Annotated in this window: 14 protein-coding genes; 11 read left to right on the forward strand and 3 right to left on the reverse strand. The window is 63.4% G+C overall.

Annotated features, from left to right (window positions below; all coding sequences use genetic code 11):
- Positions 1 to 13: 13 nt before the first annotated feature.
- The 3 genes from CTR2_RS19415 to CTR2_RS19425 all read right to left on the reverse strand — a co-directional run bounded on the left by CTR2_RS19415 (position 14) and on the right by CTR2_RS19425 (position 4582).
- On the reverse strand, positions 14 to 1669 hold the full coding sequence (locus tag CTR2_RS19415; protein ID WP_238707764.1) for a methyl-accepting chemotaxis protein: 1656 nt from the start codon (positions 1667 to 1669) through the stop codon (positions 14 to 16).
- A 157-nt stretch (positions 1670 to 1826) separates the two neighbouring features.
- Entirely contained in the window at positions 1827 to 3353 is a 1527-nt protein-coding gene (gshA, locus tag CTR2_RS19420) for a glutamate--cysteine ligase (protein WP_087081770.1), read from the reverse strand.
- Between the two features lie 317 nt (positions 3354 to 3670).
- Entirely contained in the window at positions 3671 to 4582 is a 912-nt protein-coding gene (locus CTR2_RS19425; RefSeq protein ID WP_034376464.1) for an SDR family NAD(P)-dependent oxidoreductase, read from the reverse strand.
- A gap of 552 nt (positions 4583 to 5134) precedes the next feature.
- On the opposite strand from CTR2_RS19425, the gene CTR2_RS19430 reads away from it, so the two are divergent.
- The 11 genes from CTR2_RS19430 (at position 5135) to prfH (ending at position 14442) form a co-directional block, all read left to right on the forward strand.
- Positions 5135 to 5440: a 2Fe-2S iron-sulfur cluster-binding protein gene (locus tag CTR2_RS19430; RefSeq protein WP_087081768.1), complete on the forward strand. Its 306-nt coding sequence runs from the start codon at positions 5135 to 5137 to the stop codon at positions 5438 to 5440.
- 341 nt (positions 5441 to 5781) lie between these two features.
- Entirely contained in the window at positions 5782 to 6903 is a 1122-nt protein-coding gene (gene ribBA / locus CTR2_RS19435; RefSeq protein WP_003077673.1) for a bifunctional 3,4-dihydroxy-2-butanone-4-phosphate synthase/GTP cyclohydrolase II, read from the forward strand.
- A gap of 15 nt (positions 6904 to 6918) precedes the next feature.
- Positions 6919 to 7392: a 6,7-dimethyl-8-ribityllumazine synthase gene (ribH, locus tag CTR2_RS19440; protein ID WP_034376468.1), complete on the forward strand. Its 474-nt coding sequence runs from the start codon at positions 6919 to 6921 to the stop codon at positions 7390 to 7392.
- The gene (nusB, locus tag CTR2_RS19445) at positions 7385 to 7921 is read left to right on the forward strand and encodes a transcription antitermination factor NusB (protein ID WP_087081766.1); all 537 of its coding nucleotides are present in this window, start codon (positions 7385 to 7387) and stop codon (positions 7919 to 7921) included. Before ribH ends, nusB begins: the two co-directional genes overlap by 8 nt.
- Positions 7922 to 8127: 206 nt before the next feature.
- Positions 8128 to 9321 (forward strand): pyridoxal phosphate-dependent aminotransferase, encoded by a 1194-nt coding sequence (locus tag CTR2_RS19450; protein ID WP_176391613.1) that lies wholly within the window; start codon positions 8128 to 8130, stop codon positions 9319 to 9321.
- 52 nt (positions 9322 to 9373) lie between these two features.
- Entirely contained in the window at positions 9374 to 9808 is a 435-nt protein-coding gene (gene ybgC, locus CTR2_RS19455) for a tol-pal system-associated acyl-CoA thioesterase (RefSeq protein WP_087084505.1), read from the forward strand.
- Complete coding sequence (gene tolQ, locus CTR2_RS19460) at positions 9805 to 10509, forward strand: protein TolQ (RefSeq protein ID WP_087081764.1); 705 nt, start codon at positions 9805 to 9807, stop codon at positions 10507 to 10509. The genes ybgC and tolQ overlap by 4 nt, the downstream gene beginning before the upstream one ends.
- A 144-nt stretch (positions 10510 to 10653) precedes the next feature.
- On the forward strand, positions 10654 to 11085 hold the full coding sequence (locus tag CTR2_RS19465; protein ID WP_012839211.1) for a biopolymer transporter ExbD: 432 nt from the start codon (positions 10654 to 10656) through the stop codon (positions 11083 to 11085).
- Positions 11086 to 11162: 77 nt separating this feature from the next.
- Entirely contained in the window at positions 11163 to 12317 is a 1155-nt protein-coding gene (tolA, locus tag CTR2_RS19470) for a cell envelope integrity protein TolA (RefSeq protein ID WP_087081762.1), read from the forward strand.
- A gap of 392 nt (positions 12318 to 12709) precedes the next feature.
- The gene (locus CTR2_RS19475; protein ID WP_087081760.1) at positions 12710 to 13864 is read left to right on the forward strand and encodes an RNA ligase RtcB family protein; all 1155 of its coding nucleotides are present in this window, start codon (positions 12710 to 12712) and stop codon (positions 13862 to 13864) included.
- On the forward strand, positions 13855 to 14442 hold the full coding sequence (prfH, locus tag CTR2_RS19480; RefSeq protein ID WP_087081757.1) for a peptide chain release factor H: 588 nt from the start codon (positions 13855 to 13857) through the stop codon (positions 14440 to 14442). The genes CTR2_RS19475 and prfH overlap by 10 nt, the downstream gene beginning before the upstream one ends.
- Positions 14443 to 14548: the final 106 nt, after the last annotated feature.

A 14548-nucleotide genomic window follows, 5' to 3' on the forward strand; every position in this document is an offset into this window, starting at 1 on the left:
CGCTACTCGGGACTCATGCCATTTCGGCTTCCAGCGCAGCCAGGCGAGGCACATGGACTTCTTTTTCCATGAAATCTACCTCGATATCGGCGATCTCGTTCTCCAGCGCTTGATAGTCGATACGGAAGCGCCCCGCCCCTGCCTCCAGCCTTTGCGCCTGATGGAATAGCTCGCGCGCTGCCGCGCTGGACTCTGCCACCAGGCCGGCGTTCTGGCTGGTCATGTGGTCCAGCGCCTGCACCGCCTCGCTGATCTGGGCGATACCCTGATTCTGGGCCTGTGCCGCCTCGGTGATCGAAGCGATCAGACCGCTGACCGTGCGCACATCGCGCACGATATGCTCCATGCGCTGGCCGGCCTGCAGCGCCAGTGTCTGTCCCGACTTCATCTGCTTGGTGGAATGCTCCATGAGCTGGCGGATCTGCTTGGCCGCTTCGGAACTGCGCTGTGCCAGCTCGCGCACCTCGGCCGCCACCACGGCAAAGCCACGGCCCTGAGTGCCTGCCCGCGCTGCTTCCACGGCGGCATTCAGCGCCAGGATATTGGTCTGGAAGGCAATGCCGTCAATCACCCCCACGATGGCCGCCACCTGCTGGCTGCTTTGCGCCATGTGCTCCATATTGCGAACCACTTCCTGCACAACGCTGCCTCCGCTGGCCGCAGCCTCGGCGGCGCTGCGCGCGCTCTGGTCGGCATGGCGCGCACTGTCGGCCGAATGGGTGACCAGGGTGACCATGTTTTCTATGCTGCTGACCGTGGCCTTGAGCTGCTCTGCAGCATGGGCTGTGCGATCGGAGAGATCGCTATTGTCCTGCGCCATCTGACTGGATGCGGCAGCCACGGCCTCCACTCCACCCTGCACCTCGCCTACCAGGCCGCGCAACTGCCTAGTCATCAGCGCCAGCGACTGCATGAGCCGACCCAGCTCGTCGCCGCGCCCCGTCGCCGGCGGTGCATAGCTGAGATCGCCCGCCGCAATGGTCTGCGCCAGCTGCACCGCCTCGCTCAAGGGCGTGGTGATGGAGCGAATCGTCGTCAGCGACAGCAACGCCCCCACCAGGCCCATGAACAGGCCCACGCCTACGGCCATGCGCTTGGCAATGGCGGTTTGCTCGCGCCCATGCTGCTCGGCGTCCAGACGCTGCTGCTGCTGAGCCTCGATAAAGGAGTCCTGCGCCTGGACATAGCGCTTGGAGGCGGGAATCAGTTGTTCGTCCACCAGCTTCTGCGCCTCCCAGGCCTTGCCCAGATCTCGCGCCTGATAGGCCTGCTCGTAGATATCGAGCACTGCCTTGCGTTCCTGCTCCACCCTGGCCAGGCCGCTGCGATCAACTTCGCTCTGAGCATCGGCCTGCACCTGTTGCTGCAGACCACCGGCTTGTTGCATCAGCCCGCGAGCTTTCTGCGAGAGCTGAGCAATCAGATGCTCTTCCGAAGAGAGCACGCTGGCCAGCGCAGCCTCCACGCTCTGCAGCGTCAGCGCCTGCCAGCGCAGCGCAAGATTGATGCGCTTGTCCGTGGCCTGAACAGCGGCGCTGACCCGCTGCTCCACATTCTGCAGATAGCTGAACAAGCCGCCTGCCACCAGCACATTGCACAGCAACAGCCCCAGGAACAAGGCCCACATCTTGCGAGCCACCGAAAGGTTCTGGAATTTCTTCAACAACATGAGCACACCGCCGATCAAGCGCGGAGCGCAGTGCTCCGCTGATCGTTACGATATGAAACACAGATGACAGTGACGTGACAGCCGCAGCACCGAATGCAATAAAAAAGCGCCTGCAACCCAGAGATTGCAAGCGCTCCCAGCTATCAAATTCCAAGAATTACAGCAGGCTGGCTGGATCCATATAGCGCTGGCGCCACTCTTCGAACGTCATGGTGTCGGCAGCCTCGATGGCTTGCTGCGCGGTCACCGACTCCTGGCTCATCCGCTCGTAGCGCGCCTGCTGCTCGGCCGTCCAGGGCATGGCCAGCAAGGCATCGCGCGCCTTGGCGGACTGTGTGGTCATGAAGTCTATGAAACGATTGTCATAGGCGCCGGTGAGCTCCTGCAGCACATGGGCCGAGGGCGTGGACTGCGCGTCCTGCACGCGGGCCAGAGCCTGCTCCAGCGCGGCGCTATAGTCGGCCGTGCCATGCGCGGCATCCAGCGCCTGGGCATAGGGATGGCACTGCTCCAGCACTTCCTGTGCCCAGTCGGTCAGCAGCACCTGCTGGCCGTTGCGCACCAGCGTCAGGCCCGGCTCGCGGCCCTGCTCGGCTGCCAGATGCTGGTTGTGCTTGAGGTCGGCAATTTCCTGGGGCGTGTCATCGGGGCTGTCGCTGTGCAGGCAGTGCAGCAGGAAGACGTCGATCATGCGCATGGTGGCCGGGGCGATACCCACGGTTTCATAGGGATCGATGTCCATGAGCCGCACTTCCACGTATTCCACACCGCGCTCGCGCAGCGCGTGAAGCGGGCGCTCGCCGCTCTTGACGGTACGCTTGGGGCGGATGGTGCCGTAGAACTCGTTCTCGATCTGCAGCAGGCCCGTGCCCAGCTGGTTGTAGTCGCCACCGGGGTTGCGCACGCCCAGTTGCTCGTAGGCCGGGTAAGGACGGGTCAGCGCCTCATGCAGCGAGTCCGCATAGCCGTCGAGTCCGTTGTAGCTGACATTGATGCTGGACTGCGCGTCGCTCTGATAGCCCAGGCGTCCCATGCGCAGCGATGTGGCATAAGGCAGATACAACGCATGCCGGCCGTCGCCCAGCGGCTGCAGGCGATGCTCGCGCCCTTCCACAAAGCAGGGACACAGCGCGGGAGAGGCGCCGTACAGATACAGCAGCACAAAGGCGTTGCGGCGGAAGTTGCGGATCAGCGCAAAGTACTGGTCACTGCTCACTCCGGGCAGCGACCAGTTGTAATGAATCCCCGAGATGGTCTGCATGCGGCGGCCATAGCGGTGGCCCAGACCCATGCGGTACACACTCTTGGAACGACCCGAGTGCGAGCTGCCATAGCGGCCCAGCGGAATCGTCTCGTCTATGGGCAAGCGGCAGGGCATGCTGGAATTCCACATCAGCTCGCCGCTTTCGCTGAGGTTGCGCAGCACGAACTGATGGACTTCGGTCAGCTCGTCCAGGCATTCCTCGACGCCCAGGCGTGCGCCGGTGATGAGTTCCAGCTGGGACTCGCTGTAATCGGTGGTGATGTGCGGGTGCGTGAGAGCCGAGCCCAGTTCCGCCGGGTGCGGCGTCAGGGCCAGCGAGCCCGTGGCCAGTGCCCGCAGTCCCTCTTTCTCGATACCGCGACGAATGCCCAGCAGCCTTTCGGCGGTGGGCATATTCACGGCGGCCTGCGATGTCTTCATTGTTCTTACCTTCTTAGTGAAGACGCTGACGACAAACTTCGTCTGCCCAATCGCGCCCAGACGGCGAATGATAGAGAAACAAGACGCAACGCGATGGCGGCTGGCCGCTTAACCACGTTTTTCGGCCTGTTGAGCCGCCAAGAGCCAGGGCCTCTGCCAGAAATTTGTCAGGTTAACAGCAACCCAAACATGAGCACATGCTCACTCCAAAACAGAAAAAGCCCTCGCGAGAGGGCTTTTTTCAGCTGTGCTAATCGCAATCGCCAGCCGCTCTTGCCGCTCGCACAGGGCAAAAATTTCAGCGACATTGGCCTTGATCAATGTCCATGCGCTTTCATGGCCTTGCCCACTTCCACCTGTCCCTGGACGGCGCCGCTGGCCGGCACCTGCTGGCCTTCGCTGGCCGTGACTTCAGCCAGACGCGCGGCCAGCTCTTCGGGAACGGTCTCGCCCATGCCCAGATAAATGCCCTCGGTCATGGTGATGTGCGCGGCCTCGAAACCGCCGGCACCGGCGCAGACAATGGTGCGCGTGGGCGCGCTCTCGTGCGCCAGCACCAGCATGGCGGGCACCACGGCCTCCGGCTTCAAGGCTTCCAGCACCGGCTCGGGCAGCAGGCCTGCCGTCATGCGCGTGGCCGCCGTGGGGGCCAGCGCGTTGACCCGGATATTGTGTTTGGCGCCTTCGATGGCCAGCGTCTGCATCAGACCCACCTGGGCCAGCTTGGCCGCGCCATAGTTGGCCTGGCCGAAATTGCCATAGAGGCCGGTGGACGAGGTCGTCATCACAATGCGGCCATAGTTCTGCTCCTGCATATAGGGCCAGACGGCCTTGCAGCAGTTGGCCGCGCCCATCAGGTGCACGTCGACGACCAGGCGGAAGTCCGCCATATCCATCTTGGCAAAGCTCTTGTCGCGCAGAATGCCGGCGTTGTTGACCAGAATGTCCACGCGCCCCCAGGCCGTGATGGCCTGCTTGACCATGGCCTGCACGGCTTCGAAGTCGGTCACGGAGGCCGCGTTGGCAATCGCCTCGCCGCCCGCTGCACGGATTTCATCCACCACCTGCTGCGCCGCCGTGGCCGAGCCGCCCGAGCCGTCCACCGCGCCGCCCAGATCGTTGACCACCACCTTGGCGCCGCGCCTGGCCAGGGCCAGCGCATGCAGACGCCCCAGACCGCCGCCCGCTCCCGTCACGATGGCCACACGACCTTGAAAATCCATTGCCATGATGTCTTGCTCCTTGCTTGTGCATTGATGCAATCACTTTAAGCGCCCATGCTGCAGCGCAACGTAGCGTTTGCGACTGCCTGCGGGTAAGTCAGGAGAATGCTATTGACTTGGGAGCTATTACCGCAAGCATTCAATTATTTCCAATATCAAAACTATTTAAATTTCATTACTTTCAAGCGTTGAAAGCTCTTCTTTCAATAGCAAATATCGGCCATCCACAAGCGACGGGCTTTTCCCCAATTTTTCTCAACAAGCCTGTGGACAAGCCTGAATAGCTTTTGCAGTACTGGCTCAAGCACTTGATTTATCGGTAGTTTTTCAAACTGCCCGTTTTTTGATCAGCTCCTATCCGACAACCAGCCACTTATCCCGTCCTACGCTGGACATCCTTGTGAACAACTGCACCCGCCCCATGAATAAGTCAGGCAAGTCATTGATTCCAAAGGGTTCATTTTCCAACGCTGAAAAAACAGGCAATCCGCACCAGGCCCACGGCCTTGGCAAACCGGCTACAACAACAGGTTTTGCAAAGAATCACCACAGCGCCTCATGTCCAACGACTCTGCTTTTGCCCCTCCCTTCTTCATTGCCAAGTGCGAGCCCAGCGGCCTGCAGGTCGACGCCTGGACCGACCAGTCCCTGCTGGACTCGCTGGAGAGCGGCGGCGTGAACTGGCCCAGCTCCTGCCGCAACGGCACCTGCCGCACCTGCATGGGACAGCTGGTATCGGGCAGCGTGCACTACGACATCGAGTGGCCGGGTGTTACGACCGAAGAGCAGGCAGAAGGCTATGTGCTGCCCTGCTGTGCCTATCCCGACAGCGATGTGGTGCTCAAGGATCATGAGTATCTGTAAGCCACTCTGAGCCGCCTTGCCGCCTCCCCCAAGGGGGAAGGCATCCTCCGGGGCCGCTCTTGCTGAACGCCACGCATTGGAACTGCGCCCGGTTCTTGCACTGCATCATGGTTTCAGGGTCGGCTCGCGCGCTCAAAGCCCGCTCTGCAATAGAATGAGCGCTTTCCGCAAGGCCCTGCCCTGCAGAAAGCGGCTCCGCCCAGGCGGCCTCCCGCCTCACACGTTCTTTGGAAGTCCTGCCTGCGCCCATGGCGGCGTAGGCAATGCCTCACTGGTGCGTGTCATGCGCCAGCCGCCGACTGCAGTGCATCGCATCCAGTTCACGTCCAAAAAGGCATTCCATGAACAGCTCCCTCCAACCTGTGCCCATCTCGCCCGTCGAAGAAATCGTGGCGGAAATGCGTGCCGGCCGCATGGTCGTTCTCGTTGACGAAGAAGACCGTGAGAACGAAGGCGATCTGGTTCTGGCATCCGACCATGTCACAGCGGAAGCCATCAACTTCATGGCCCGCTTCGGCCGTGGCCTGATCTGCCTGACGCTGACGCGCGAGCGCTGCGAATTCCTCAAGCTGCCGCCCATGGCTGCACGCAACGGCACCGTGTACAGCACGGCCTTCACCATCTCCATCGAAGCCGCCGAAGGCGTGACCACAGGCATCTCGGCCGCCGACCGCGCGCGCACCATCCAGGTGGCCGTGAACAAGAACAGCCAGCCCAGCGATCTGGTGCAGCCCGGCCATATCTTCCCGCTGCAGGCCGTGGACGGCGGCGTGCTCATGCGCGCCGGCCATACCGAAGCCGGATGCGATCTGGCCGCGCTGGCAGGCTGCACGCCCTCGGCCGTGATCTGCGAGATCATGAAGGACGACGGCACCATGGCCCGCCTGCCCGATCTGCAGCTGTTCTGCGCCGAGCATGGCATCAAGATCGGCACGATTGCCGACCTCATCGAATACCGCAGCCGCAACGAATCGCTGCTGCAGAAAGTGGGCAGCCGCCCCATGCAGACGGCCCATGGCGAATTCATCGCCCATGCCTTCCGCGACGTGCCCAGCGGCTCGGTGCATCTGGCACTGGTCAAGGGCGAGTGGCAGCCCGACACCACCGTACCCGTGCGCGTGCATGAGCCGCTGTCGGTGCTCGATGCGCTCGAGATCGGCCGCAACCAGCATTCCTGGTGCCTGGACGAGAGTCTCAAGTACATCAACGGCAATGGCCAGGGCGTGGCCGTGCTGCTCAACTGCAGCGAGTCCGGCGAGCAGTTGCTGACCCAGTTCGAAGGCAAGGCCCGTTCGGCCCAGGCGCCGGAGCGTGGCCGCATGGACCTGCGCACCTATGGCGTGGGCGCGCAAATCCTGCGCGAGTTGGGCGTAAGCAAGATGCACCTCATGGGCCAGCCCCGCCGCATGCCCAGCATGGCAGGCTATGGCCTGGAAATCACGGGTTACATCCCCAAAGAATAAGAGACGGAACACCAGATGCAAAACGCAGAAAAAGGCCAAGGCCAGAACCTCAACGGCGCCGAACTGAAGATCGGCATCGTGCAAGCACGCTTCAACGAAAGCATTACCAACACCCTGTTTGCCTCCTGCCGCGACGAGCTGCTGGCATTGGGTGTGAAGAGCGAGAACATCGACCATGTCACCGTCCCCGGCGCACTCGAAGTGCCCGTGGCGCTACAGACACTGGCCGACACCGATCAGTACGACGCCCTGGTGGCGCTGGGCTGCATCATCCGTGGGGAGACATACCACTTCGAGCTGGTAGCCAACGAATCGGGCGCAGGCGTGACACGCCTGTCCCTGGACTACCGCCTGCCGATCGCCAACGCGATCATCACCACTGAAAACATGGAGCAGGCCATTGCCCGCCAGGTCGAGAAGGGCCGCGACGCAGCCCGCGTCGCCGTGGAAATGGCCAACCTGCTCAACTCCTACGACGATCATGAGTGAAGAACAATCCAGCGAGTCCGGCTCGCGCCGCCCTCCCCAGAAGCGCACCGGCCTGACCAGCACCGGCGCACGCAAGGCGGGCTCCAAATCCAATCGCAGCCGCGCACGCGAGTTCGCACTGCAAGGCCTGTATCAGCACATCGTGGGCCGCAATGCGGTGCTCGACATCGACCGCTTCACGCGCGATCTGGCCGGTTTTCACAAGGCCGACGTGGTGCACTACGACGCGCTGCTGCGCGGCTGCGTGGAAAACGAAGTCTCCCTGGATTCGCTGATCACGCCCAAGCTCGATCGCGGTCTGACCGAGATCTCGCCCATCGAACATGCCTGCATGTGGATTGGCGTGTACGAATTCCAGAACTGCCCCGACGTGCCCTGGCGCGTGGTGCTCAACGAGTGCATCGAGCTGGCCAAGGAATTCGGCGGCACCGACGGTCATAAGTACGTCAACGCCGTGCTCAACGGACTGGCTCCCGAGCTGCGTGCCACCGAAGTGGCGCATGACCGCGCCAACAAGTCTGCCAGCTGAAGCGCTTGACCTGCAGCGCCGCGCCTGCGCGGCCCTGCTGCCGCTGCATGCATAGTCAAAGCAAATACTGCAACCGGGCCGCTGGTGCTATCGTGCACCCGCTGGCTGGTTGCAGTTTTTTTATGGGTGCCAAGCGGCTGCATCGCTCGCCCCGCAGTTGCCCGATTGCGCCCGAACGCTGATTGATTGAAAGAATAACGTCGTCCATGTCCGTCATCGAGCTTTCCCGCCGCGCCCAACGCATCGAGCCTTTTTACGTCATGGAAATGGCCAAGCACGCGCAGGAAGTGGCCCGCCAGTCCAGCGCCAGCGGCACGCCCATGATCTACCTGAACATCGGCGAGCCGGACTTCAGCGCCCCGCCTCTGGTTCAGGAAGCGGCCGAGCGCGCCATCCGCTCCGGCCGCACGCAATACACCCAGGCACCGGGCCTGCCCGAGCTGCGCGAGCGCATCAGCGCCTGGTACGCCAGCCGCTTCGGCGTGGACGTGCCGGCGCGCCGCATCATCATCACGGCCGGCGCCTCGGCCGCGCTGCAGCTGGCCTGCCTGGCACTGATCGACGAGGGCGACGAGGTGCTGATGCCCGACCCCAGCTACCCCTGCAACCGCCACTTTGTCTCGGCGGCCGAGGGCAAGCCGGTGCTGATACCCTCCTCGGCGGCGGAGCGCTTTCAGCTCAGCGCCGCCAAGGTCGAAGCGGCCTGGGGCGAGCGCACGCGCGGCGTCATGCTGGCCTCGCCGTCCAACCCCACGGGCACCTCGATTGCTCCCGATGAACTGCGCCGCATCCACGACGTCGTGCGCGCCAAAGGCGGGTTGACCATCGTCGATGAGATCTATCTGGGCCTGTCGCATGACGAAGCCTTCGGCCAATCGGCACTCAAGCTGGGCGACGACATCATCTCCATCAACAGCTTCAGCAAATACTTCAATATGACGGGCTGGCGCCTGGGCTGGATGGTGGTGCCCGAGTCCCTGGTCGCGCCCATCGAGATGCTGGCCCAGCATCTGTTCATCTGTGCCAGCACCGTGTCGCAATATGCGGCCCTGGCCTGCTTCGAGCCCGAAAGCATCGCCGAGTACGAGCGCCGCCGCGCCGAGTTCAAGGCCCGCCGCGACTACTTCATCCCGGCTCTCGAATCGATAGGCCTGCCCGTGCCCGTCAAGCCCGACGGCGCCTTCTACGCCTGGGCCGACTGCCGCGCTGCCGCCGAAAAGCTCGGCGTGAAGGGCAGCTGGGACTTTGCCTATGCGCTGATGAACCAGGCTCACCTGGCCATCACTCCCGGTCGCGACTTCGGTCAGGCCGAGACGGCGAACTATGTGCGCTTTTCCACCGCCAGCTCCATGGAGCAGTTGCAGGAAGCGATTGCTCGCATGAAAAAGCTCTTCTGCTGAATCCGTGATGATGCAGAGCCAACCAGCGCCTTTGCCTGACGGGGCCGATGCCATGCAAACCGCCGCAGCCGGGGTGTTCACATTCCCGATGCGCGTTTACTGGGAAGACACCGATGCCGGCGGCGTCGTGTTCTATGCCAACTACCTCAAGTTCTTCGAGCGTGCCCGCACCGAGTGGTTGCGCTCGCTGGGCATCGCCCAGCAAAAGCTGCGGGAACAAACCGGCGGCATCTTTGTCGTAACGTCTGCGCAGCTTGAATATCTGCACCCGGCGCGACTCGATGACCAACTCTTTGTTACCGCTAGCTTGAAAAGTGCCGGCCGTGCTTCGCTCACAATCGAGCAGCAGGCGCTGCTGGTGCATTCCGACAGTCACGCCCAAGAGCCCACGCCGCTGTGCACGGGCTCCATCCGAATTGGGTGGGTGGATGGCAAGACCATGCGCCCCGCGAGAATTCCGAACCATATCCTGGAGCAACTTTCATGAACTCCCAAGACATGTCCATCCTCAGCCTCATCATGCAGGCCAGCTGGGTGGTACAACTGGTCATGCTGATCCTGGTGATCGCATCCATAGCGAGCTGGGCCACCATTTTTCGCAAGGCCCAGACCTTGAAGCGAGTGCGCTCGCTCAACGATAACTTCGAGCAGGACTTCTGGTCGGGCACCAGCCTCAACGACCTCTACGCCTCTGCCGCGCAGAACGCCAAGACCGGCGGCCCCATGGAGCGCATCTTTGCCAGCGGCATGCGTGAGTACCAGAAGCTGCGCGAGCGCCGCATCGGCGATGTCGCCACGCTGATGGACGGCACGCGCCGAGCCATGCGCGCAAGCTTTCAGCGCGAACTCGACGAGATCGAATCCGGCCTGTCCTTCCTGGGCACCGTAGCCTCGGTCTCGCCCTACGTCGGCCTGTTCGGCACCGTATGGGGCGTGATGCACGCCTTCACCGGCTTTGCCAACATGGAACAGATCACGCTGGCCACCGTGGCCCCCGGCATTGCCGAAGCCCTGGTCGCCACCGCCATGGGTCTGTTTGCGGCCATCCCCGCCGTGACGGCCTATAACCGCTACGCCCACCACATCGACCGCATCGCCAGCCAGGAAGAAACCTTCATCGAAGAGTTCTCCAATATCTTGCAGCGCAATGTCGGCTCCACCGCCAGCAGCTCTGCCTCCGGCCATTGAGATGAAACTGTTCCCGAGTCGCTTCAGGCCTCTGGCCTTGACAGGACACAAGGCCCGCGGGCCTTTGCACTGCGCCTCTGGATTGAGCCCCGCGCAAGCAGGACGGCTGCGCGCCAAGCAGCCTATTTGTAAGGAGTGTGATCCATGCCAGCCATGAGTTCACGCGGTCGCAATCGCCGCACCGTCAACGAAATCAACATGGTGCCCTTCATCGACGTGATGCTGGTGCTGCTCATCATCTTCATGGTGACGGCCCCCATGCTCACGCCCGGCTCCATCAACGTACCCAGCGCAGGCAAGTCCTCGCGCCCGCCGACCAAGAACATTGCCTATGTGCTGCTCGACAAGGACGGCAGCATCCAGTTCAAGAACGGCAGCAACACCCAGACCATCAAGCTCGACGACCTCAAGGGTCTGGCCCAGTCCTGGCAGCAAGGCCAGGGCGAGGACAGCGCCATCCAGATCATCGCGGACAAAGGTCTGCCTTTTGACGACGTCATGAAGGCGCACACCACGCTGTCCAAGGCCGGCGTCAAGCGCATTGCCTTCGGCGTTGTTTCTTCTTCCAGCAATTGATCCCCTACAGGAAGCTCTGCAGCCAGCCGCGACTTTGATGCCTTGAAGCCGCAGCCCGCGCAGACCACCAATTCACCATGCCTAACCAGCAAGATCGCGATCAGTTTGCCCCGCCCCGCCCCAAAGGCCGGGCGCGCTCATGGTCGCTCGCCCTGGCCGCGCACGGGTTGCTGATCGCGGCCCTGCTGTGGACGGTGCGCCCCCCCAAAGAAGCCGACGAAGCCATGGTCGAAGCCGAGGTCTGGAGCAGTTCCGCCCCGGCTTCCGCAGCCGCCGTGACACCGCCGCCTCCCGCCCCGGATCCCACTCCGGAGCCAGCCCCGGCTCCCGAGCCGCCGCCACCTCCGCCGGAGCCCGTGGTGGCACCGCTGCCTCCTCCTGCGCCAGCCCCCAAGGCTCAGGCCCATGACGACGATCATGAGGCCGAGATTGCCCTGGCCAAAAAGAAAAAGCAGGAGCAGCTGAAAAAGGAAAAGGCCGAGCAGGAAGCCCGCGAACAACGGGAAAAAGAACGCAAGGAAAAAGCCGAAAAAGACAAGGCCGATAAGGAAAAGGCCGAAAAAGCGCAGCTGGAAAAGCAAAAGGCCGAGAAGGCTGAAAAAGCGGAAAAGGAACGCAAGGAAAAGCTCGAGCACGAGAGAAAGGAAAAGGCCGACAAGGCTGCCAAGGACAAGGCCGAGAAGGAAAAAGCGGAAAAGGCTGAGAAAGAAAAAGCCGACAAAGCCGCCAAGGACAAGGCTGCCAGGGAAAAAGCCGAGAAGGACAAGGCTGAAAAGGAAAAAGCCGCCAAGGAAGCCAAGGAGAAGGCGGCCCGGGACGCCAAGGATGCCAAGGCAGCCGATGACCGTCGCAAGGCCGAGCTGGCACGCCTGCAAGGGCTGGCCGGCGGATCCGGCGGCAGCGATCAGGCCGGCAGCGGCGGCAGCCGCACGGGCGGCGCGGGCAGCAGTGCCAGCGGCGGCCCCTCTGCCGGCTACGGTGCCAAGGTGGCCGCGCGCGTCAAGCCCAACATCGTCTATCCCGACGCCATCAGCGGCAATCCGCGCGCCGAGGTTCGCGTGCGCACGGCACCGGACGGCACCATCACCAGCGCCACGATCTCCAAGTCCAGCGGCAACGCGGCCTGGGACGAGGCCGTGGTCCGCGCCCTGCACAAGACCGACAAGCTGCCGCGCGATATCGACGGCAAGGTGCCCTCGGATCTGGTTATCGGCTTCAGACCTCAGGACTGACGCAGGACTGCCCCCCGCGCTGCCCCTCAAGCCCCGCAGGCATGGCCTGCGGGGCTTTTTTCCATCTGTGGCCAATCCACAACGCATCGATCTGCACGGCTTGCGCCGCCGCCTGCCAGTCCATAGCATGCTTTCCTTTGCCGCAATCCACGAAGGATTGCGCGCCTGTCCCACTCACGCAAAGGAGAGAGCCATGTCCCAGACGACAAATCCCTTTGCAGTCGTGCACGCCTAAAGCCTTCTAGCGCTTCCCGCCACGCTGCAGACCCTGGCCGACCCATGAAACGACATGGAGTCAGGCTTTGCGCTGCGCGTGAATTCCCGGATGCCTCTCGGCCGAGCATGTCGCGACTGCCCATCGCTGATTTCATGCATTCGACCAAGGGCCATTCATGGGCAATTCTTTTTCGGACACCTATATCAAGGTGTTCGCCAACCGCAGCGTCTGGATCGAGGACGCTGCCATCCAGCAACTTCACACCACCGCCGCCAATCTGGACGGCATCCGCGCCGCCGTGGGTCTTCCCGACCTGCATCCGGGCCGGGGCTATCCCGTTGGCGCGGCCTTTTTCTCGACAGGACGCTTCTACCCGGCCCTGGTCGGCGGCGACATAGGCTGCGGCATGTCCCTGTACGCAACCGAGCTGGCCGTGCACAAGACTTCGGGCGCCAGGCTCGAAAAAGCCGTAGGCAATATCGACGGCCCTCTGCCCCAGGAACTGCTGGACGCAGTGGACATGGAGCAGCTGCAGCAGATCGCGCAGACCAGCGGTGTCGCCGACCTGGCCTATCTGCTGCAGAGCCTGGGCACCATAGGCGGCGGCAACCACTTTGCCGAACTGCAGCAGGTCGAGACCCTCTACGAGGAAGGCGCACTCGACAAAAAGCGCGTGCACCTCATGGTGCACAGCGGCTCGCGCGGTCTTGGCGGCTCCATACTGCGCGAGCATGTGCAGCGCTTCAGCCACGACGGCCTGGCCGCCGGCACCGAAGCCGCAAGGCAGTACCTGCTGCAGCACGATGCCGCCATTGACTATGCGCAGCTCAACCGCCGCAGCATCGCCCAGCGCCTGCTGCGCGCGATCCGCACCCAGGGCGAGGCCGTGCTCGACATCACACACAACCATGTGCTGCCCCACCACTGGCAGGGCCAGGACGGCTTTCTGCACCGCAAGGGCGCCACGCCGGCAGACCGGGGGCTGGTCGTCATTCCAGGCTCGCGCGGCGACTACAGCTACCTGGTCCGGCCCGTCGCCGGGCGACACGAGGCCCTCGATTCGCTGGCCCATGGCGCCGGCCGCAAATGGGCGCGCACAGACTGCGTGGGCCGGCTGCGGCCCCGCTTCACGCTGGACGAGCTGCTGCGCACGCGCTTCGGCAGCGCCGTGGTCTGCGCCGACCGCGAGCTGGTCTACGAGGAGGCCCCCCAGGCCTACAAGGATGTGGACTCCGTGGTCGCCAGCCTGCAGCAAGCCGGCCTGGTGGAGCTGGTCGCGCGTCTCAAGCCCCTGCTGACCTACAAGAAGGGAGCCCTGCAATGCTGCTGATGCAACTGAGCTCCGCCCACGGCCCCGCCGAGTGCGAATACGCGCTGCAGCTGACGCTGCGCAAGCTGCTGCAGGCCTGCGCGGCCGAGGATCTGGCGGTCGAGGTGCTGGACGAGTTCCGCACTCCGGCCGGCTACAGGTCGGTGCTGCTGCGCTGCGAGCGCGAGACGCCAGCGCTGCGCGAATGGCTGGGCACCATCCAGTGGGTCTTCGCCAGCCCCTTCCGACCCCGGCATCCGCGCAAGAACTGGTTCGTCGCCGTGCAGCGCTGCGAGCCGCCGCGCCAGCTGGCCATGGACGGCGAGATCCAGTTCCAGGCCTGCAAGGCTTCTGGCAAGGGCGGCCAGCATGTCAACACCACGGACTCGGCCGTCCATGCCCTGCATGTTCCCAGCGGGATTGCCGTCAAGGTCATGAGCGAACGCAGCCAGCATGCCAACAAGCGGCTGGCACGCGAGCTGCTGGCCATCAAGCTGGCGCAACACAATGCACGCAGCGAGGGGCAGGCCCAGCGCCTGCGCAGTCAGCAGCACTGGGAAGTCGAGCGCGGTCAGGCCGTCAAGGTCTTCCGCCTGTAGCCGTCCCGGAACGACATTGCCGCCCTCCCCCGAACACAGGGGTGGCGACAATGTCGCAGCGGCCCTCCGGGGTGCTGCTCGGCAGCCTGTGGCTGGGCCTGCATCC

Source organism: Comamonas thiooxydans, assembly GCF_002157685.2.
GTDB lineage: Bacteria > Pseudomonadota > Gammaproteobacteria > Burkholderiales > Burkholderiaceae_C > Comamonas > Comamonas testosteroni_H.

What these genes read in the sequence shown, in the direction of transcription:
- CTR2_RS19450 (WP_176391613.1), top strand. Translation starts at nt 8,128, where the DNA reads ATGTCCGTCATCGAGCTTTCCCGCCGCGCCCAACGCATCGAGCCTTTT.
- tolA (WP_087081762.1), top strand. Translation starts at nt 11,163, where the DNA reads ATGCCTAACCAGCAAGATCGCGATCAGTTTGCCCCGCCCCGCCCCAAA.
- nusB (WP_087081766.1), top strand. Translation starts at nt 7,385, where the DNA reads ATGAGTGAAGAACAATCCAGCGAGTCCGGCTCGCGCCGCCCTCCCCAG.
- tolQ (WP_087081764.1), top strand. Translation starts at nt 9,805, where the DNA reads ATGAACTCCCAAGACATGTCCATCCTCAGCCTCATCATGCAGGCCAGC.
- CTR2_RS19430 (WP_087081768.1), top strand. Translation starts at nt 5,135, where the DNA reads ATGTCCAACGACTCTGCTTTTGCCCCTCCCTTCTTCATTGCCAAGTGC.
- ybgC (WP_087084505.1), top strand. Translation starts at nt 9,374, where the DNA reads ATGCAAACCGCCGCAGCCGGGGTGTTCACATTCCCGATGCGCGTTTAC.
- CTR2_RS19465 (WP_012839211.1), top strand. Translation starts at nt 10,654, where the DNA reads ATGCCAGCCATGAGTTCACGCGGTCGCAATCGCCGCACCGTCAACGAA.
- prfH (WP_087081757.1), top strand. Translation starts at nt 13,855, where the DNA reads ATGCTGCTGATGCAACTGAGCTCCGCCCACGGCCCCGCCGAGTGCGAA.
- ribBA (WP_003077673.1), top strand. Translation starts at nt 5,782, where the DNA reads ATGAACAGCTCCCTCCAACCTGTGCCCATCTCGCCCGTCGAAGAAATC.
- CTR2_RS19425 (WP_034376464.1), bottom strand. Translation starts at nt 4,582, where the DNA reads ATGGCAATGGATTTTCAAGGTCGTGTGGCCATCGTGACGGGAGCGGGC.
- CTR2_RS19415 (WP_238707764.1), bottom strand. Translation starts at nt 1,669, where the DNA reads ATGTTGTTGAAGAAATTCCAGAACCTTTCGGTGGCTCGCAAGATGTGG.
- CTR2_RS19475 (WP_087081760.1), top strand. Translation starts at nt 12,710, where the DNA reads ATGGGCAATTCTTTTTCGGACACCTATATCAAGGTGTTCGCCAACCGC.
- ribH (WP_034376468.1), top strand. Translation starts at nt 6,919, where the DNA reads ATGCAAAACGCAGAAAAAGGCCAAGGCCAGAACCTCAACGGCGCCGAA.
- gshA (WP_087081770.1), bottom strand. Translation starts at nt 3,353, where the DNA reads ATGAAGACATCGCAGGCCGCCGTGAATATGCCCACCGCCGAAAGGCTG.